17 protein-coding genes are annotated in these 18,707 nt (G+C 53.8%); 12 read left to right on the plus strand and 5 right to left on the minus strand.

The window, feature by feature from the left end:
* Positions 1 to 162: 162 nt before the first annotated feature.
* The 3 genes from CA264_RS11090 to mce form a co-directional block, all read right to left on the minus strand.
* Positions 163 to 1,596 carry a CCA tRNA nucleotidyltransferase gene (locus CA264_RS11090; protein ID WP_084196207.1) on the minus strand — a complete coding sequence of 478 codons (1,434 nt, stop codon included), beginning with the start codon at positions 1,594 to 1,596 and terminating at the stop codon, positions 163 to 165.
* Between the two features lie 168 nt (positions 1,597 to 1,764).
* Positions 1,765 to 2,337, minus strand: a complete 573-nt coding sequence (locus CA264_RS11095; protein WP_025607153.1) for an L-threonylcarbamoyladenylate synthase — start codon at positions 2,335 to 2,337, stop codon at positions 1,765 to 1,767.
* Positions 2,338 to 2,433: 96 nt separating this feature from the next.
* Positions 2,434 to 2,835, minus strand: coding sequence for a methylmalonyl-CoA epimerase (gene mce / locus CA264_RS11100; protein WP_025607154.1), 402 nt, complete (start codon positions 2,833 to 2,835; stop codon positions 2,434 to 2,436).
* A 116-nt stretch (positions 2,836 to 2,951) separates the two neighbouring features.
* Between mce and CA264_RS11105 the strand changes: the two genes are divergently transcribed.
* From CA264_RS11105 to CA264_RS11120, 4 genes are all read left to right on the plus strand, one after another.
* On the plus strand, positions 2,952 to 4,166 hold the full coding sequence (locus tag CA264_RS11105; RefSeq protein ID WP_025607155.1) for an IscS subfamily cysteine desulfurase: 1,215 nt from the start codon (positions 2,952 to 2,954) through the stop codon (positions 4,164 to 4,166).
* Between the two features lie 119 nt (positions 4,167 to 4,285).
* Positions 4,286 to 4,699, plus strand: a complete 414-nt coding sequence (gene iscU, locus CA264_RS11110; RefSeq protein ID WP_025607156.1) for a Fe-S cluster assembly scaffold IscU — start codon at positions 4,286 to 4,288, stop codon at positions 4,697 to 4,699.
* 14 nt (positions 4,700 to 4,713) lie between these two features.
* Positions 4,714 to 5,121: a hypothetical protein gene (locus CA264_RS11115; RefSeq protein ID WP_025607158.1), complete on the plus strand. Its 408-nt coding sequence runs from the start codon at positions 4,714 to 4,716 to the stop codon at positions 5,119 to 5,121.
* A gap of 11 nt (positions 5,122 to 5,132) precedes the next feature.
* Positions 5,133 to 5,459: a HesB/IscA family protein gene (locus CA264_RS11120; protein WP_025607160.1), complete on the plus strand. Its 327-nt coding sequence runs from the start codon at positions 5,133 to 5,135 to the stop codon at positions 5,457 to 5,459.
* A gap of 171 nt (positions 5,460 to 5,630) precedes the next feature.
* On the opposite strand, the gene CA264_RS11125 is transcribed toward CA264_RS11120, so the two are convergent.
* Positions 5,631 to 6,914 (minus strand): T9SS type A sorting domain-containing protein, encoded by a 1,284-nt coding sequence (locus tag CA264_RS11125; protein ID WP_157593693.1) that lies wholly within the window; start codon positions 6,912 to 6,914, stop codon positions 5,631 to 5,633.
* Positions 6,915 to 7,271: 357 nt separating this feature from the next.
* Between CA264_RS11125 and CA264_RS11130 the strand changes: the two genes are divergently transcribed.
* From CA264_RS11130 to CA264_RS11165, 8 genes are all read left to right on the plus strand, one after another.
* Positions 7,272 to 8,780 (plus strand): catalase, encoded by a 1,509-nt coding sequence (locus CA264_RS11130; protein ID WP_025607163.1) that lies wholly within the window; start codon positions 7,272 to 7,274, stop codon positions 8,778 to 8,780.
* Positions 8,781 to 9,036: 256 nt separating this feature from the next.
* A complete protein-coding gene (locus CA264_RS11135; protein ID WP_025607164.1) occupies positions 9,037 to 9,342 on the plus strand; it encodes an ArsR/SmtB family transcription factor in 306 nt (101 codons plus the stop codon).
* 111 nt (positions 9,343 to 9,453) lie between these two features.
* A complete protein-coding gene (locus tag CA264_RS11140) occupies positions 9,454 to 9,861 on the plus strand; it encodes a rhodanese-like domain-containing protein (protein ID WP_025607166.1) in 408 nt (135 codons plus the stop codon).
* A gap of 148 nt (positions 9,862 to 10,009) precedes the next feature.
* Positions 10,010 to 11,239: an exonuclease SbcCD subunit D C-terminal domain-containing protein gene (locus CA264_RS11145; RefSeq protein ID WP_025607167.1), complete on the plus strand. Its 1,230-nt coding sequence runs from the start codon at positions 10,010 to 10,012 to the stop codon at positions 11,237 to 11,239.
* A gap of 55 nt (positions 11,240 to 11,294) precedes the next feature.
* Positions 11,295 to 12,281, plus strand: a complete 987-nt coding sequence (locus CA264_RS11150; RefSeq protein WP_157593694.1) for a hypothetical protein — start codon at positions 11,295 to 11,297, stop codon at positions 12,279 to 12,281.
* A 6-nt stretch (positions 12,282 to 12,287) separates the two neighbouring features.
* Complete coding sequence (locus CA264_RS11155) at positions 12,288 to 15,941, plus strand: SbcC/MukB-like Walker B domain-containing protein (RefSeq protein WP_025607170.1); 3,654 nt, start codon at positions 12,288 to 12,290, stop codon at positions 15,939 to 15,941.
* A 350-nt stretch (positions 15,942 to 16,291) separates the two neighbouring features.
* Positions 16,292 to 17,128, plus strand: a complete 837-nt coding sequence (locus CA264_RS11160) for a thermonuclease family protein (RefSeq protein WP_025607172.1) — start codon at positions 16,292 to 16,294, stop codon at positions 17,126 to 17,128.
* Positions 17,129 to 17,173: 45 nt separating this feature from the next.
* Complete coding sequence (locus CA264_RS11165; protein ID WP_025607174.1) at positions 17,174 to 17,599, plus strand: hypothetical protein; 426 nt, start codon at positions 17,174 to 17,176, stop codon at positions 17,597 to 17,599.
* Between the two features lie 48 nt (positions 17,600 to 17,647).
* Here the strand turns inward: CA264_RS11165 and CA264_RS11170 are convergent, their stop codons facing one another.
* On the minus strand, positions 17,648 to 18,502 hold the full coding sequence (locus CA264_RS11170; RefSeq protein WP_025607176.1) for a universal stress protein: 855 nt from the start codon (positions 18,500 to 18,502) through the stop codon (positions 17,648 to 17,650).
* Positions 18,503 to 18,707 lie beyond the last annotated feature (205 nt).

Below are 18,707 nucleotides of genomic sequence, written 5' to 3' on the forward strand. Positions count from 1 at the left end.
GCGCACCGTACACCGCGGCATCCCACCCTACACTACCACAGATACCGCTGCCCCTGGCAGCGTAAAGTACCGCAAGTAAGTATAGCGCAGCCGGCCTAGTTTAAACGCACTTAGTACGGCATAACAGTGCGCCGCTAGCTAAGTACTTGTAGCAGTTTTTGTTTATTCGTTGTTGTTTGATGAGTGACCTTGGCGAAGCCCCATCTCCTCTCCTCTGGCCAAGAGGAAGGTGAAGGCTTCGTCATACTCATTCTTCACCTTGCCCTCAAGTATCGCCTCCGTCAGTACTTCTTTCAGGTCACCCACCGTTTTAGAAGGCTTCAGCCCGAAAGTTTCCATAATCACCTCGCCCGTGATCACAGGCTGGAAGTTGCGCAGTTTGTCGCTCTCCTCCACCTCCACCAGGCGCTTCTCCACCTTGTCGAAGTTTTGCAAGTAGCGTTTTACCTTGTTGTCGTTTTTGGAGGTGATGTCGGCGCGGCAGAGCTTCATAAGGGCATCAATGTCGTCCCCGGCCTCAAACAGCAGCCTTCTGATGGCAGAGTCCGTTACTGTCTCTTTTACCAGCGCAATGGGCCGCAAGTGCAGGCGCACGAGTTTCTGCACGAACTTCATGTGCTCGTTCAGGGGCAGCTTCAGGTCGCGGAACAGCTTGGGCACCATACGGGCGCCGCGGTCTTCGTGCCCGTGGAAAGTCCAGCCTACTTTAGGGGAGAAGCGCTTGGTGTCGGGTTTGGCAATGTCGTGCATAATGGCCGCCCAGCGCAGCCACAGGTCATCCGATACCTGCGCCACATTGTCGAGCACCTGCAGCGTGTGGTAGAAGTTATCCTTATGCGAGTTGCCGTTGATCGTCTCCACGCCCTGCAGCTCCACCATTTTCGGGAAGATCAGGTGCAGCAGCCCGGAGGCAAACAGAAGTTTGAAGCCGTAGCTCGGGGTGGGCGAAAGAATAATCTTGTTCAGCTCGTCAGTGATCCGCTCCTGCGACACGATCTTGATGCGCTCCTTGTTGTCGATGATGGCATCAAACGTGTCCGGGTCAATATCGAACCCTAGTTGGGAGGCGAAGCGGATGGCGCGCATCATGCGCAGCGGATCATCGGAAAAGGTGATACCCGGCTCCAGGGGAGTGCGGATAATCTGGCGGCGCATGTCCTTCACACCGTCAAAGGCATCTATCAGTGTGCCGTAGTTCTCTTTATTGAGGCTAATGCCCAGGGCGTTGATGGTAAAGTCGCGCCGGTGCAGGTCATCGTCCAGCGTGCCCTGCTCTACTTCCGGCTTGCGCGAGTGTTCCCGGTACGACTCCTTGCGGGCCCCCACAAACTCTACCTCCCACTCGCCTGCCCGCAGCATGGCGGTGCCGAAATTTTTGAAGATGGACACCTTTGGCCGGTGCGGCAGCTTCAGGGCCACCTGCGACGCCAACGCAATACCGTCGCCCACACACACCACATCAATGTCCTTCGAAGGCCGCTTCAGCACTAGGTCTCGCACAAAGCCGCCAATGACGTAGGCATCCACGCCTAGCTCAGCAGCTGCCTCGGCTACAACATTAAATATCGGGTGTTCGGGTAAAGTCACGTTGTCCATCATCAAAAAATAAAACCTCAGGCCACAGTAGCGCGGCCTGAGGTGCAAAAATAAGTATAACCAGCTCAATAACGAAAGCGGTTAGAGGTTAACTGTGTTATACTTTCTTTTTCTGCCGCCGCCCCCTGTCACAGCTGGTACAGCGCAGGCAGCGCCCGTTGGCCGGGCTTAGTCGCGCAGGACCTCCTGGCTTCCGTCCGGCCTGATGCGCACAATACGCGACGGCGTGGTGGCCATGTCATCGTCCTGGCGCCAGTTTACCACAAAGTCTACCCGCTTTTTTATCGTATCGCTTACGTCCGAGAAGGTTTTCGGCGACGCTTGCCCGCTAACGTTGGCAGAGGTGGAAACAATGGGCCTGTTAACCTGCCGGATAAGGCGATGGCAGAACTCATCGTTGGTTAGGCGAATGGCTACGGTGCCGTCCTCCGCCAGCACCTCTTGAGGCAGGTTCTGTGGGTTCGGGAAAACATAGGTGGTGGGCCTTTCCTGCCGCTCCAGCAGCTGGCCAAAGCCCTCTGGCAGCTGCTGCACGTAGCGCTGCAGCATCTCCTGGTCGGCTACCAGCAAAATCATGGCTTTCGACTCCTCCCGCTCCTTTATCTTAAAGATCTTACGAACGGCCTGCATGTTCTCCGCATCACAGCCGATGCCCCAAACTGTATCTGTGGGATACAGGATAACGTTTCCGAGCAGCAGTTCCTCTTCAGCTGCCTGTATTTCCTTTACTAACTGGCTCATATTTCTTGTTGTTAAACTGCTTCTCTGTTGGTTGCAAGCCGCTGGCCATCAGTGGCACAAAGCGCCGCGCGGTGCAACGCCCGCTTTTGGCGGCAGCTAGCGTATTTCCTGGGTTAGCTCAATCAGCACACCGTTCGCGCTCTTGGGGTGCACAAAGCAAACAAGCTTGTTGTCTGCGCCCTTCTTGGGCTGCTCGTTCAGCAGCGTAAAGCCCTCCCCTTTCAGGCGCTCCATCTCGGCCAGTATGTCTTCTACCTCAAAGGCAATATGATGAATGCCCTCGCCGCGCTTCTCAATAAACTTGCTGATGGCGCTCTCAGGGTTTACCCCCTCCAGCAGCTCAATCTTCGTCCCCCCTACTTTAAAAAAAGAAGTGTTCACCCCCTCTGAGGCCACATGCTCTGTTTTGTAGGGCTCCACGCCCAGTAGTTTATGGTAAAGCGCGTTTGCTTCGCTGAAGTTCTTCACAGCAATCCCAATATGTTCTACGTTTTTCATTTCAAATTTGTAATTAGTCTAAGTAAGCTTTTTTTGCTATTTTTGCATCGGATTCAAAACTAATAATTTCTTCAAACTGTTTAGTGAACAGGATAAAATACAGAAACTAAAGTTATATGCTAACATTACCGATATACCTGGATAACAACGCTACTACGCCACTTGACCCACGTGTGTTGGAGGCCATGATGCCTTACATGACAAACATGTTCGGTAACGCTGCCTCCCGTAACCACGCTTTTGGCTGGCAGGCCGAAGAGGCCGTTGATTATGCCCGCGACCAGATCGCATCGCTGATCAATTGTTCTCCAAAGGAAATCATTTTCACCTCAGGCGCTACAGAATCCGACAACCTGGCTATCAAAGGTGTGTTCGAGATGTATGCTTCCAAAGGTAACCACATTATCACGGCTACAACCGAGCACAAAGCTGTACTGGATACCTGCAAGCACATCGAAAAGATCGGCGGCAAGGTAACCTACCTGCAGGTAAACGACAAAGGTCTTATTGACCTGAAAGAGCTGGAAGAGGCTATCACGGATAAGACCATCCTCATCTCTATTATGTTTGCCAACAACGAGATCGGCGTTATCCAACCGGTTCGTGAAATCTCTGCGATCGCTAAAAAGCACGGTATCCTGTTCTTTACGGATGCAACGCAGGCAGTAGGCAAGATTCCTGTGGACGTTGAAGCAGACGGCATCGACCTGATGGCTTTCTCTGCCCACAAAATGTACGGCCCGAAAGGTGTTGGAGCCCTGTACGTGCGCCGCAAGAACCCACGTGTAAAGGTAACGGCCCAGATGGACGGCGGCGGACACGAGCGCGGCATGCGTTCGGGCACACTGAACGTACCGGGTATTGTTGGCTTAGGCAAAGCGGCCGAGATTGCGAAACAAGACATGGAGTCTGATACCAAGCGTATCGCCGCCATGCGCGACAGACTGGAGCGTGAACTGACAACAATTGAGGAGTCATACATCAACGGATCTACGGAGCACCGCCTGCCACACGTTTCTAACATCTCCTTTAAGTATGTAGAAGGCGAAGGTCTGATGATGGGCGTGAAAGACCTGGCGGTATCGTCTGGCTCTGCCTGTACGTCGGCTTCCCTGGAGCCGTCTTATGTACTGAAGGCCCTGGGCCTAAGCGATGACCTGGCACACTCCTCCCTGCGTTTCGGCCTGAGCCGCTTCACGACGGACGAGGAGATTGACTTCGCTATCGGCCACGTGAAAGAGGCTGTGGCCAAACTTCGCGACCTTTCTCCGCTGTGGGAAATGTTCAAGGAAGGCATCGACCTTAACTCTATTGAGTGGGCAGAACACTAAGACTTAATGATGAATTAGGAATTATGAATTATGAATGGCTTCTGAACTGAAACATCATGATTTATAACTCCTAATTCAATTCATAATTAATAATTCATCATTCGTAATTCTATATAGCCATGGCTTATTCAGATAAAGTAATCGACCATTACACTAACCCGCGTAACGTGGGTACACTAGATAAAGCAAAAAACAATGTTGGTACCGGCCTTGTTGGTGCCCCTGAGTGCGGCGACGTAATGCGCCTGCAAATTGAAGTAGACGAAAACCAGGTTATCACTGACGCCAAGTTCAAAACTTTCGGTTGTGGTTCTGCCATTGCCTCTTCTTCTCTGGCGACAGAGTGGCTGAAGGGAAAAACGGTAGACGAGGCGCTTGCCATCGACAACATGGCGATTGTGGAAGAGCTGGCCCTGCCGCCGGTTAAAATCCACTGCTCTGTACTTGCCGAAGATGCTATTAAAACAGCCATCAACGACTACAGAGTAAAGAACGGCCTCCCAGAGCTGGAGATGCCTAAGTCTCACCACTAAGAAACCCAGACTCTATGGAGTCAAATACGGATGTGCACGTAGAGAGTGCACGTATTCAAAAGCAGATTGAGCACCACTTAGGTATAAGTGGGACCAGTCTGCTTTTTGAATTCAGGCAGCTTGACAACAAGCTGCGCCTCGACCTGATTACAGTGAACCCACGCCACCAGCAGTCCTTCCTGTTTCACTCCGAAGTAGGCTACGACCGCGTGGATGTGCTGCGCAAAATGCTGGAATACGTGAAGAGCTACCGCGACATGGAAAGCTCCTACACGGTACAGTGGATGTCCAGAAACGATAAGGAGCTGAACACCTCTTACTTCCGGGCACGTAGCATGTATGAGGCGCTGGATAAATTATACTATGGCCGAGACATGAACACTATAACTGTTTTCAGTGTTGTAATGAATCCTGTCTCCTAAAATAAACGATTATGATCACAGTTTCAGACAAAGCAAAAGAGAAGGTAATAAAGCTGAAGCAGGATGCCCAGCTCGATGACTCATACCGCTTGCGTGCATCTGTTGCGGGTGGTGGCTGCTCCGGTCTTTCCTACAACCTCGACTTTGACGACGAGGTAAAACCGATGGACCAGGAGTTTGAGGACAAAGGCGTAAAGGTGGTCGTAGACATGAAGAGCTTCCTGTACCTGGCAGGCACAGAACTGGATTTCTCTGATGGCCTGAACGGAAAGGGCTTCTTCTTTAACAACCCCAATGCCTCCCGCACCTGCGGCTGCGGCGACAGCTTCTCTGTTTAATTCAGAAGAAATATCAAAAAGCAAAAAAGGCTCTGCTATCAACAGCAGAGCCTTTTTTGTGCCTGCCGGTGAAGCAGCAGAGCTCATTTCTCAAGTTATTCCTGTTAAGGCCCTACGTGCCCCCGCTCCGTATACACAAAGCGGGGCCACGTAGGTTCTACTGCCGCTACGCTACCGTTTTCTAAAGCGGCTCGTATAGCGTTTTCCCTGCTCGTCCAGCAGGACCAGTACATAGGTGCCGCTGCTCAGGCTACTGACGTTGAGGCTGTGCTGAGGCAAATTACTCTGTAGCTGCTGCGCATACAGCTGTTTCCCCATCACATCAATCACCAGCGCCTGCCGAAGCCTTGCGTCAGCGGAAACCACCAGGTCTCCTGCCGTTATGGTCGGGAATACTTTTAGCCCCTGCGCCACCGCCCGCAACACGGAAACCACAGCGGAGTAAGTATAGCTCTCATCTTCGTCTACCTGCTTTAGCCTGTAGTATGAAGTACCGGGCAAGGGCACCTCGTCCAGGAAAGTATAGCTGGTTACCTGCATGGTTGTACCCTGGCCCGTGAGTTGCCCAACACCTTCGAAAGACTTCCCGTCGGGGCTGCGCTCCACAATAAAATGACTGTTGCGGTCTTCGCTGGCGGTTAGCCACTGCAGCTCCACCTGGTTTCCTTTTGCTCTGGCTTTGAAACTCGCCAGCTCCACAGGCAACGGAACAGGGCTTTCCACACTTTCTTCATGCCACAGCACCGTCACGTCATCTACGGCAAGCCCGTGGTCAGCCTCCACTTCGTCCGCATCCTTCCAGCGAAGCATCAGAAAGTGCCCGGCCGGCACCTCCACCTGCAGGAAGGCCTCCAGCATACGCCGGTTCTCCGCCGCATTCCCATTGATGGGGCCACCGGATAATTGATACTTCGGCCCATAGAACTTCAGCTCCGGTACCTCTGTCCATCCTTTATCAGAAGAGGGAGAAGTATTAAAGCCAGACACGTCGCTGCTGACGGCGTACCAGAAGGAAAGCACGTGCTGGCCAGCTGTAATATTCGAAATGCGCCACTGCTCGCCTGTGTACCCCACCTCCACAGACTTGATTGTGCTCCCTGTGTTGTTCTGAAGAAGCAGGTTGTACGTGAACTGGCCTGCCGGAGAAGAAGCGATGGAACCTAAGGCCCTGTCAGGGGAGTTGGTCGCACCGTAACTGTAAAGGCCCCCGGTGTTGGCCTGGCCAGTGTTTGCCGTAAAGGTAGAGTCGGCTTTGGTACGGAATACTGCCCAGCCTGGCAGATAGTAACTGCCGCTCTTCCAGAAACTGGTGCCGGCGGCAGGCAGCGCTTCAAAATTCTGGGAATAAAGGTTTTGACGGGGCTCCATGCTCACCTGCGCTTCCGCAGCCCCTGCCATCAGGAGCATACTGCACAGCGTTAGAGTAAGGTGAATGAAAGTAGATGTTGTTTTCATTGAACTGGGTTGATGTGTAAGTCTCTATAAACTAACCTATAACATATGTTGCAGAATAAGGTCCGAACCGCACCAATCACCTTATAGTTCAACTATAAAATGGAAATTCACCTTTAGTCTATAAAATAGGTATAAATACAGACCTCTCTCCTTTCGAGGCTAACTGCACATCGGCCTAAACAGAATCCACAAGAACACTGGTAAACTTCACGTACATCCTGTCCGCAACTTCTATCAACACCTAGCATATTTTCACATCATAGTATAAAACTATGAATTCATAAAATCAATTGATTTGATTTATAACCACCGCCTCGGTACTTTTGAGGCATCATTAAAAGCAAAACTAACCTGACCATGAGCGATCAAGAAAAGAACACCCGACTTACCACAGCTTCCGGAACACCATATTACGAGCACGAGGACAGCCAGACAGCCGGCCCGCGTGGCCCTATATTGCTGCAGGACTTTATACTACACGAAAAGCTGGCTCACTTTAACCGTGAGCGCATACCTGAACGTGTAGTGCATGCCAAAGGCTCCGGGGCGTATGGCACGTTTACCGTTACCCACGACATTACCCGCTACACCCGCGCAAAGGTGTTCAGCGAAGTAGGGAAAGAGACACGTGTGTTCCTTCGCTTTTCTACAGTTGGTGGCGAAAAAGGCAGTGCAGACAGCGAGCGTGACCCGCGCGGCTTCGCCCTTAAGTTCTATACAGAGGACGGAAACTGGGACCTGGTAGGCAACAATACGCCGGTGTTCTTCATAAAAGACCCAAAGAAGTTCCCGGACTTTATCCATACCCAAAAGCGCGACCCTTACACCAACTGTAAGAGCGCTACCATGATGTGGGACTTCTGGAGCCTTAACCCGGAAAGCCTTCACCAGGTGCTTATCCTGATGAGTGACCGCGGCACCCCGATTTCGTACCGCCACATGCACGGGTTCGGTAGCCACACGTTCTCGTTCATCAACGCAGAGAATGAGCGCCATTACGTAAAGTTCCACTTCAAGACGCTGCAGGGCATCAAGAACTTTACTGACGAAGAAGCGACGCGCATGAAAGGGCTGGACCCTGACCAGGCGCAGCGCGACCTGGTGGAGTCTATCGACAAGGGTGACTTCCCTCGTTGGGCGGTAAAAGTGCAGATCATGACGGAAGCGGAGGCCGCTACCTACAAGTGGAACCCATTTGACGTAACAAAGGTGTGGTCGCAAAAAGACTTTCCGCTGCTGGATGTGGGGGTACTGGAGCTGAATGAAAACCCGGACAACTACTTTGCACACGTGGAACAGGTTGCCTTTGCCCCTGCACATATCGTGGATGGCATCTCGTTCTCACCGGACAGAATGCTACAAGGACGAATTCTGGGCTACCCGGATGCGCAGCGTTACCGTTTAGGGGCCAACTACGAGCAAATCCCTGTTAACAGGTGCCCGTTTGCCACAAACAACTACCAGCGCGACGGCGGCATGCGCGTGGACGGAAACGGCGGCAGCAAACCAAACTACTACCCGAACAGCTTCGATAACATCTACGCTGACGAGAAGTATAAGCAGCCGGCCGAGAACCTGGGCCAAAATGTGGTGGCAGACTGGTACGACCGCAACAGCGAAGGCGAGAATGACCACTATACCCAGCCCGGTGACCTGTTCAGGTTAATGACGCCAGAGGAAAAGCAAAACACCATCAGCAATATTGTAGGTGCGATGCAGGGCATCTCCGGTGAGAAACGAGACCTGATCATTAACCGCCAGCTGTGCCACTTCTTCCGTGCCGACATCAGCCTTGGCCTTGGCGTAGCGCAGGGTTTAGGCGTAGATATAACACAGCACGCCACAGGCACCATACATACCAACTAAGAAGTAAAATTGTAACGTGTAGTATATTGGGAACAGAAGTGCCGGCTATGCCGGCACTTCTGTTTTTGTTTAAGCCTGTTTATAGCTCCGCCTGCTGCGCATCACCTCTACAAACCTGCCTCCCCTGCCAGAGCTCCTTTACCATGCCCCCTTCCGAAGAGCCGGGCAGCAGGAACTATTAAGGGCGGCAAATTGTACTTATTACTAATACATGAATACATGTTCATATATCTTTGCAGCTTAATATTCCATCACAATGAGTACGTTGAAAGTACGGGTTGATCAGAAGAAGTTGGATAGAGCGGCCTATGTGCTCAAGTGTGTGGCTCACCCGGTACGCATCAGCATCATCGACCTGCTGGACCAGCGGGAGCGCCTTACGGTGAGCCAGCTACAGGAGGTGCTGCAGGTAGAGCAGTCGCTGCTCTCGCACCACCTCACCAACATGCGCGATAAAGGCATTGTATACACACAGCGGGAAGGCAAAAACGTATACTATTTTCTGACAGACAACACTATTACAGACATTATCGGGTGCATCAATGGCTGCAAGCTGTTTTAGAGGCAGCCCTATGGGCCTGCATAAACGCCTCTGTAAGCGCGAAGCAAAAGTAAATACCCAAATTTTTTGTACCTTCCGTGGTTATTCACCTTTACCAGGAGCAACACCGCCATGAAAAAGATAGCATTAAGTATAGCCGCAGGAATCATGCTTTTCGGATGCGCCACCGCGCAGCAACAAGGCCCTGCTGAGGTTAAAAACCTGACGCCGGACGAGTTTAAGGAGCAGAAAATGAACTCCAGAGCAGTTCTGATTGATGTGCGCACACCCGAAGAGTATGCCACGGGCCACCTGGATGGTGCTGTGAACTCAGACTACCGGGGCGGTGACTTTGCCGGCGACCTGCAGCGCTGGGACAAGGACAAGGTGTACTACCTCTACTGCGCCACCGGTAACCGGAGCAGCAAGGCCGCAGAGCTGCTAAAGGAAGCGGGGTTCAAGCACATCTATAATATCGGCGGCTTTCAGACGCTAAAGGAGTCCGGCTTGCCCACTACAACGGAGGCAGACCAGCAGTAAAGCTATACAGGCAGCTAGCGCTCCTAACAAGGATACGTGCCAGGCGAGAAGCATGAGCTTCTCGCCTGCGGGATGAAATAATCCTAAATTTCTTGCAATATCCCTATATCATGATGTATCTTTAATCGGGATTTGGAGAAGAAGAACTATGCGCGTACTACACACCTCAGACTGGCATTTGGGCCAGCGCCTCGTAAACCTCGAACGTACCGAAGAACACCAGCACTTCCTGAACTGGCTACTGCAGACCATTGAGCAGGAGCAGGTGGAGGTGTTGCTCATGTCCGGCGATGTTTTTGACAACGGCGCTCCTTCCAACACGGCACTCAAACTGTACTATGACTTTCTCCGCCGCGTCTGTGCCACCTGCTGCCGCCACATCATCATTACGGGCGGCAACCACGACTCCATCTCCACACTCAACGCGCCCAAAGAGCTGCTCGAGTGCTTTAACATCTATGTGGTAGGGGGCGCCTCCCACGACCCGCTGGATGAGCTCATCGAGCTGCGTGGCGAGAATGGCGAGCTGCAGCTAGCGGTGTGCGCCGTGCCCTTCCTGCGGGACAGGGATGTGCGGCTGTCGGTGGCAGGCGAAACGTTTGAGGAGCGGGAGCAGCGCATTAAGCAAGGGATAGCCGCGCACTACGAGGCCTTTGTGCCGCACGTTCAAAAGTATAAGGACCAGCGCGTACCTGTTGTGGCAATGGGCCACCTGTTTGCCGCCGGCGGCGCTGCCTCTGAAAGCGAAAAGGAGATACACGTAGGCAACCTCGGCCAGATTGGGGCAGACCAGTTTCCGAAGGAGTTTGACTATGTGGCGCTCGGCCACCTGCACCGCCCCCAGCAGGTGAACAAAACCCACCACATCCGCTACTCAGGCTCCCCTATTTCGCTTAGCTTCAGTGAGGTAACCGACACCAAGGTCATATTTATACTTGACTTCGCAGACGGCAAGCTTCAGGACCTGCGCGAGCTGGAGATTCCCTGCTGCCGTAAGCTGATCCGCTTCAAGGGTTCGCTGGAGAAGGTAAAGCAGCAACTTACCGTTTACGATAACAGCGCCTATACTTTAACCGCCTGGGCTGAGCTGCAATTGGAGCTTGATGCGCCCCTCCCCGACCTGAACCAGCAACTGGAAGAGGTGCTAAGCCTGAAGAAGGACGAGCTGCAGCTACTGATCCACCGGCCACCCATCATCCGCAAGGCTGCCCAGGCGTTGGAGCAGCAGGTACAGGAAGAGGTCGACCTGCACACGCTGCAGGAAAAAGACGTGTTCCTGAAACGCTGCGAAAGCGCCTTTCCCGACTCAGACCACACAGAGCTGGTAGCCACTTTTTCGGAGCTGCTGGAGCTGATGGGGCAAAGCGAAGAGAGCTAGCCTCCACGACTTTAGCTCTCCCCTATCCGCCACGTTAGTTCGTAACGAGAAACCTATGAGAACAGAATTTAGAAGTCAGTTTAGCTATCCCCTGCTCTTCTTTATAAGTATGGTGCTGCTTATAGCCTTTTGTGCTGTAGGCATGTTTAGCTATACACAGGTGCAGTGCCTAGAGTACCAGCAGGGCGTGGATGCCCCCCTGCTGGTGTCTCTCCTGACTATCTGTTTGTTGCTTTACGCCTGCTATTTCTTTATCCGTTTCTACGCCAAATCTACCCCCAAAGTGGTTATTACCCCAGAGCAGGTGAGAATTGGGAAAGACGTTTTTAAGGTAGACGCCATTGCTGCCATCACGATCTTCGGCAACTCCGAAAATGCCTACAAACGGACCATGAACCGTCAGCCGGAGGTTAGCACCATGCTGTTGCACGACGGCCGCAGATTCGACCTGTTTGTAGAGCACTACCAGAACGGCCACCTGCTCAGGAAGAACCTGAGCAACCTGGAAAAGTACCTGCGACAGGAGCTGCACCAGTTTACCCTTGCCACAGCAACGAAAACTACTCCGGCTTCGGCGTATATGTCAGACAACTATACCAAGTACACAGGCTCCCCCTTCGGCTCCTTTATATTTTACCTGTACACTACGGCCATGCTGGTTTGCCTCTTGCCCCTGTTCCTGATAAGCTTACCTTTGCCAGTACAGCTCCTGGCCTTGGGCATATGCGGCTTTTTATACCTACTGGCCGCCTTTCAAAGCCATTACTTTTTGCTGTCGGATAACTTTTTGGTGGTTAAAAGCTTATTCTTGCCATGGAACAGAAAGAAGTTTCAACTACAGGACATCCTTTCTGCTGAGGTACAGACTTCCCTTAGGCAGGAAACCTCTTTGAAACTCATCACCTCAGACTTTAAGCTGTACAGGTTTCAGTCTGGCTTGCTAAGCCACAACAGCTTTGATAGCTTAGAAAGAGACATTAAACTGAAGCGGCTACATGCAAGTGTACCCACCGCGCAAAGTAGCATCGAAACCGCATCATAACACATCATGAAAATCCTCTCCGTCCGCTTCCAAAACCTGAACTCGCTGAAGGGCGAGCATGAGATCCGATTTGACCAGAGCCCGCTGGCAGAGGCGGGCCTGTTTGCCATAACCGGCCCTACGGGTGCAGGCAAGACCACTATCCTGGATGCGATTACAGTGGGTTTGTATGGGCTGGTGCACCGCCACAGCACCGATAAGCCGCTGGAGCTGATGACGCGCCACACAGCCGAAAGCTACTCAGAAGTAGCGTTTGAGGCCGCAGGCAAACACTACCGCTCCAAGTGGCACATCCGCCGCAGCCGGGGCAAAGCGGAGGGCAACATCCAGCCGGTGCACATGGAGCTGTACAGCTTTGAGGAGGACGCACTGTATGACCTAAAGCCGAGCGAGGTTCCGGGCAAGGTTGCGGAGCTGTGCGGCCTGGATTATAACCAGTTTTTGCGCTCGGTGATGCTCTCACAGGGTGACTTTGCCCGTTTCCTGAAGGCAAACCCAAACGAGCGCAGCAACCTGCTGGAGAAGATCACCGATACCGGCATCTACTCCGACATTTCGAAGTTTGCCTACGAAAAGGCCAAGGCGGAACGGCAGAAGCGGGAAGAGCTGGAGCGAAAACTGCAGGACACCCAGCTCCTGCCTGAGGAGCAGCGGCAGGCTTACGAAGCAAGTATACAAGAGCTGGCCGCACAGGAAGCTGTACTTGAAGGCGAGATCAGGCAACTGCAGGAAAAGACACAGTGGCTACAGACAGTAGCGCAGCTACAAGCCAAGCAACAGCAGCACCAGGCCGCCCTGCAGGTGCAGGAGCAGAAGCTGGAAAGCCTGAAGCCGGAGTTCCAGAAGCTTCAGCAGCACGAGCAGGCGCATCAGTTCGTGGGCGAGCTGGCCGAAATCCGTAACGCCCGCGGCAGGGTGGCGGAGGTGCAGGAGCAGCTGCAAACACTGCAGAAGCGGGTGCCGGTGTTAGAAACGGAGCTGGAGGCCGCCGGAAAAGTTGCCACAGAAGCCAGCAGGGCGCACCAGCAGCAGGAAGCTACGCTTCAGAAGCTGGAGCCGCTGCTCGCACAAGTCAGCAAGCTGGACCACCAGCTGCACAGCATTCGCGATGCCTACGCCAAAAACAAAACGGCTTACCTCTCTTTTGAAGAGCAGCTAAAGCAGGACCGGCACCAGTTGCAAACAAAGCAGCAGGAACTAGACAAGCTCACGCAGGAGGCAACCGGCATCAAAGGCTGGCTGGCGCAAAACGCGCACCTGCAGGACCTGAAAGAACACCTGCCGGATTTTAAGGCCACCCTCCGCGACCTGCAGGAAGTGGAGCAGCGCATCAGGCGCAACCAGCAGGAGCAGCAGGAGCTACAGCAGCAGCGCCAGCAGGAGGCCAGGCAGCTGGCAGCACTGCAGCAAAGCCAGCAGGAACAGCAGGCACAGCAGCAACAGCTCCAAACCCAAAAAGACGCCCGGCTCAATCAGCTCAAAGCCATACTTACAGATAAAAGTATGGAGGAGCTGGAGGAAGCGGCGCAGGCGCAACCAGCCGTAGTGGCAACGTATGAGCGCCTGCAGGAGCTGGCCCGTCAGCATGCTGGGCACCAGCAAAAGCTGCAGCACTTAACCCAGCAGCTGACGCAGCACGCACAACAGGCAGAGGAGGCAACAAACAAGCTACAGAACACGCAGGCCAGCCACAAACAGGCGGCCGCCCACCTGGAGGCACTTGAGAAAGTCGTGCAGCTACAGCAGCAGATGCAACAGTACGAGGAGGCGCGCCACACCCTGCACGACGGCGCTCCCTGCCCCCTGTGCGGCTCCACAGAGCACCCCTTTACAGCAGAAGGCTACACGCTTGACCTACCCGAGGAGGTACAGAAACGCGACAGGCAGCAGGCACTGGTGAAGGAGCTGGAGCAGCAGTCTAACCAGCTACAGCTAGCGGTAAGCACCCTTGCGCAAAAGCAGCAGTTGGCGAATGCCTCCAAAGCAGAGGTTGAAGCCGAGCTAAACCGCCTCAACCAGACCTACACAGGGTTAGCTGCAGCGCTTCCGCAACGTATAGCCATTACAGAAACCGAGAAACTGGCAGCCCTTCTTGCCTCGCAGCAGGAGACGGCAACAGTGCTGCAGAAGCAACTGGCACAGGCGCGGGCGCTAAGCCGCGAGCTGGAAAGTATAAACCAGCAGTTACAGCAACTCCGGGAGGTTCAGGTACAGGCCCAGGTGAAGTATAACCAGTTGGAGCAGTCAGATAAGCTTGTGCACACACAGCTGCAGAAGCTATTGGCTGTACTTGCCGATGAGCAACAGCAACAGCAGGGGCATGCCGAAACCGCTGCATCCTTTGCTGCTACCTTTGGGCTATCCTACCAGCCAGAGGAGCGGCAGGCGCTGCAACAAAAGCTGGAGCAACTGGCACAGGACTATGTTACAAAGCAACAGGCACTGGAGGGCATGCGCGAGCAGTACGCAGCCTTACGGGAGCAGGTAAAGCACCTGAGCGAGCGCGTGCAGGAAAAATCAAAGGAGCTGCAGGAGCGGCAGCTTACACTGAAGGAGGAGCATGAGCAACTTAACCGGCTCAAGGCAGAGCGCCACGCCCTCTTCGGTGAAAAAGAGACAGAACAGGAGCGCCAACTGGCCCAGCAGGAGTTAAAGGCACGTGCCGCACGCGCAGAAGAAGCGCGTGCCAGGCAGCTGCAAAAGCAGCAGGAGCTGCAGGAAACCCGCACCCGCCAGACGGAGTGCCAAAGCAAACACCAGCAGAACAAGTCTGTTCTGGACGAGCTGCGCGATGGCCTGCTGCGCGTGCTGCAGCAAAAGGGCATTGAAACGATTGAGGCTTTAAGCCTGATGCTGCTGGAGCGCGATGAGGCTGACCGCCTCGCCAACCTGAAAGCACAAACCGAGAAGCACCTGACGGAACTGCGGAAGTCTCTCAGCGATGTAAAGCAGGAACTGGCCCAGACAACGGCCCTAAACCTGACGCAGGATCAACTTGAGACACTATCGCTACAGCAGCAGCAGAAAACCGAACAGCAGCGGGCGCTTATCTCGCAACGGGCCCGCCACCAGCAGCTACTGGAGCAGGACACAGCCCAGCGGGAGAAAAACAGGGAGCTGGCCGAGCAGCTTAAAACACAGCAGCAGGTACACCACCGCTGGTCTCAGCTGGCGGACCTGATCGGCTCGGCCGACGGCAACAAGTTCAGCCGCTTTGCCCAGGGGCTCACGCTGGCAAGGCTGGTGGAACTGGCAAACCGCCACCTGCAAAAGCTAAACGATAGGTACCGCATCCTAAAATCTTCTGCGGATGAACTGGAACTGCTGATTGTGGATACTTACCAGGCAGAGGCTGTGCGGCCTATGAACACACTGTCCGGTGGCGAGAGCTTTCTGGTGAGCCTGGCCCTGGCGCTGGGGCTCTCCGACCTCGCCGGCCGACGCACACAGATCAACTCCCTCTTTATTGATGAGGGCTTCGGCACACTGGACGCCGAAACACTGGATGCCGCCATCTCCACGCTGGAAAACCTGCAGGCCAGCGGCAAGATGATCGGTATCATTTCGCACGTGGAGGCACTGAAAGAGCGCATCAGCACGCAGATTAAAGTACAGCGGCAGGCCGGGGGCGTAAGCAAGGTAGAGGTGGTAGGCTGGTAGCCGCACTTACAAGCAGGCAAAGCAGGCGCGGGCATACGTCCGCAGAAAAACCCGCTGCTGTCGAAGCCCCGCCAGTAGCGCGGTGAGGCTTCGACAGCCGAGGAGTGCCCTATTCGTAGTCCCGCTGCAGCGCGGTATCTTTGCGCGAAATGCCTGTGACCGCTTTGGCTGCTGGCGTTAAATCATAGCTCCGGGGCCGGCTGAGGCAACAGGCAGTTTCTGCCCCGGCACGAGGACTTTTTTGTATGCTGTTGCTCTTGGCAAAGTATAGCTATACTTTTGGACCAGGCTGATGTGCCTTTGCACTGATGCCTCGATAACCACACAAAATATACTCCCGACTTCCATTCATGAAAAAATACCTGTACCTGCCTTTGGCCCTGCTCACCTTCTTCTCCTGCCAGGCTGACCAGAAGGATGCGCAGCAGCAGTTCAGAGATCGCCGAAAGGCAATAGTTGAACATACTGACACAACTCCTGCCGCCTCAGAGGGGCAGCAGGAAACGACAGAAGCCGATTTCCCGGAAAATACCGCCGACTCTCCCACTAAACCAGCCGCCACCGCAGGGGATAAGGTAGTAGGTGTAAAGGACGGCGATACCGTGGTGTTGCTCCGCAATGGCGAGGAGGTAACGGTACGCCTATACGGTGTGGATACGCCGGAGAAAGCACAGGCTTACGGGCAAAAGGCCAAGCAGTACACCTCAGACTTGGTATTTGGCAAAAGTGTCCGCCTGATCTCCCATAACACCGACCGCTACGGCCGCACGGTTGGCACGGTCATACTTCAGGACGGACGCAGCCTGAACGAGGAACTGGTAAAGAACGGCTACGCCTGGCATTACAAGGCCTACTCCAACGATAAGAACCTGGCCAATGCCGAGGCCGATGCCCGCCGCTTTAAACGCGGCCTGTGGCAGGACCCAAACCCTGTGGCTCCCTGGGACTACCGGAAAGAGAAAAGAAGCGGAGGCACAACCACCGGAAGCAGCACAGCCACAGCACCAATACCTGCAGGGGCTACCAAACACACCGTCTACCTTTGCAACAGCACCGGCTCCAGTGTGTACCATTTAAAAGATGACTGCTATGTGCTGAAGCGCTGCAAAGAAGAGATCGTTAAAACCACAGAAGCTGCCGCCATACGCGAGTACGGCCGCCGTGCCGACAAAACCTGCAGCAAGTAGTTCACAGAATTTATACCTTTGGGTTTGCCCAAAAGCCATACTTATATGAAACGAAGTTTTTACTTACGTCCTGTACAAGTTCTTTATTCAGCGCTGATAGCCTTCACGCTTTGCACAGGCCTTGCGTGCCAGCAACAGGAAGCACAGGAAGAAACAGCCATTGAGGCCACTGAGGAAGCTGCGGCCCAGGCCACCGCTGTAGTAGGAGAAAAAAGGCCCGCCCCGGAGTTCTTCTTTATCCCGAGTGAACTGGAGAACAAGCGCGTCTGGATCTGCGAGGATGGCATATCGGATATCTTTCACCTCAAGCATGACTGCCCGATCCTGATACAGTGCAAAGGTAAAGGATCGTTCAGAAACCTGCTGCTGCCGAAGGCTATTGAGCAGTACGGCCGTTACAACTGCCAGGAGTGCAGCCAGGAACTAGACCATATCTTCGACGAGGATGTGGCCCGTACCCTAACTAATTAACACAAGCAAAGGCTCCACAGATGTGGAGCCTTTTTGCATGCTGGCGCATTACTTCTTGTACCCGTGCAGCACCAGCAGCGGTACCTGCGCCTGGTAAGTCATGCGCTCCGCCAGGCTTTGTGTAAACAGGCTGCGCAGAAAGCCTTTCTCCTTGCGCACAATGGCAAGCACATCACCGCCTACTTCTTTGTAAAACTGCCTTAGGCCCTCGTCGCGGTGCTTGTTCGATACCTCCTGCACAGAAAGCGGCACGTTCGGGAAAAGCTCGCGCAGCTCGTTCCAGAAGTTTTCAGCGTCCTCTCCGTCCGCCTCGCGGCCGTCTTTCACCACATGCACGACATCGATCTTAGCGCTGAAGAAGCTCCCCAACTCGACCACCTCCTTCAGGGCGTTACGGTCTTCGCGGCTATAGTCAGAGGCATACACAATGCGCTCCAGCTTTGGCTCCGGGGCAGTTCTCGGGATCGAGAGTACCGGGCACTTCACCTCTTCGATAACGGCCTCCGTGTTACTCCCGATCAAAAGCTCCTCCACGGTGTTGTCGCAGCCGGTGGTGCCCATCACCACCAGGTCGTACCCCTCCTGCGCCGTCAGTTGCTCGGTTACATCCGTCAGCAGCGCCTCCTTTAAAAGGTAGTCGCACGTAAAGCCCCCGTCGCGGTTGGCGCCGTACTTTTGTTCCAGGTGCATAACCATCGCCTTCAGCTTCTCAGCGGCATCGCGCGTCTGCTCCCCCAGCAGTTCGCTTGCCACCAGCGCCGTCTCCGATGTGTCCACAATTGGCAGGTGCACCACGTGGATCAACGTCAGGTGCGCCCCCGCATGCTGTGCCACATACACCGCATACTCCACAGCCTTTGCCGACGTACCAGAGAAGTCCGTGGGACATAGAATTTTTCTCATGTTAGCGTTTTTGTTGTTTTGTTTGGTTTAGATTGTGTTTATATCACCATTTTACTATGTATACGTGAGCTTACAAAAGAGATAGGGGTTTTATTTCAGATAAGTGATAAATATCATTCATTTCAGAAACTAACATCCAATACAGAATAAGTATAGTTCAATAAAAACCTACCCCTGCGAAGCCTTCAGCACTGTTAATTACAAT

Source organism: Pontibacter actiniarum (assembly GCF_003585765.1).
GTDB lineage: Bacteria > Bacteroidota > Bacteroidia > Cytophagales > Hymenobacteraceae > Pontibacter > Pontibacter actiniarum.

What these genes read in the sequence shown, in the direction of transcription:
- CA264_RS11090 (WP_084196207.1), bottom strand. Translation starts at nt 1,596, where the DNA reads ATGGACAACGTGACTTTACCCGAACACCCGATATTTAATGTTGTAGCC.
- CA264_RS11095 (WP_025607153.1), bottom strand. Translation starts at nt 2,337, where the DNA reads ATGAGCCAGTTAGTAAAGGAAATACAGGCAGCTGAAGAGGAACTGCTG.
- mce (WP_025607154.1), bottom strand. Translation starts at nt 2,835, where the DNA reads ATGAAAAACGTAGAACATATTGGGATTGCTGTGAAGAACTTCAGCGAA.
- CA264_RS11105 (WP_025607155.1), top strand. Translation starts at nt 2,952, where the DNA reads ATGCTAACATTACCGATATACCTGGATAACAACGCTACTACGCCACTT.
- iscU (WP_025607156.1), top strand. Translation starts at nt 4,286, where the DNA reads ATGGCTTATTCAGATAAAGTAATCGACCATTACACTAACCCGCGTAAC.
- CA264_RS11115 (WP_025607158.1), top strand. Translation starts at nt 4,714, where the DNA reads ATGGAGTCAAATACGGATGTGCACGTAGAGAGTGCACGTATTCAAAAG.
- CA264_RS11120 (WP_025607160.1), top strand. Translation starts at nt 5,133, where the DNA reads ATGATCACAGTTTCAGACAAAGCAAAAGAGAAGGTAATAAAGCTGAAG.
- CA264_RS11125 (WP_157593693.1), bottom strand. Translation starts at nt 6,914, where the DNA reads ATGAAAACAACATCTACTTTCATTCACCTTACTCTAACGCTGTGCAGT.
- CA264_RS11130 (WP_025607163.1), top strand. Translation starts at nt 7,272, where the DNA reads ATGAGCGATCAAGAAAAGAACACCCGACTTACCACAGCTTCCGGAACA.
- CA264_RS11135 (WP_025607164.1), top strand. Translation starts at nt 9,037, where the DNA reads ATGAGTACGTTGAAAGTACGGGTTGATCAGAAGAAGTTGGATAGAGCG.
- CA264_RS11140 (WP_025607166.1), top strand. Translation starts at nt 9,454, where the DNA reads ATGAAAAAGATAGCATTAAGTATAGCCGCAGGAATCATGCTTTTCGGA.
- CA264_RS11145 (WP_025607167.1), top strand. Translation starts at nt 10,010, where the DNA reads ATGCGCGTACTACACACCTCAGACTGGCATTTGGGCCAGCGCCTCGTA.
- CA264_RS11150 (WP_157593694.1), top strand. Translation starts at nt 11,295, where the DNA reads ATGAGAACAGAATTTAGAAGTCAGTTTAGCTATCCCCTGCTCTTCTTT.
- CA264_RS11155 (WP_025607170.1), top strand. Translation starts at nt 12,288, where the DNA reads ATGAAAATCCTCTCCGTCCGCTTCCAAAACCTGAACTCGCTGAAGGGC.
- CA264_RS11160 (WP_025607172.1), top strand. Translation starts at nt 16,292, where the DNA reads ATGAAAAAATACCTGTACCTGCCTTTGGCCCTGCTCACCTTCTTCTCC.
- CA264_RS11165 (WP_025607174.1), top strand. Translation starts at nt 17,174, where the DNA reads ATGAAACGAAGTTTTTACTTACGTCCTGTACAAGTTCTTTATTCAGCG.
- CA264_RS11170 (WP_025607176.1), bottom strand. Translation starts at nt 18,502, where the DNA reads ATGAGAAAAATTCTATGTCCCACGGACTTCTCTGGTACGTCGGCAAAG.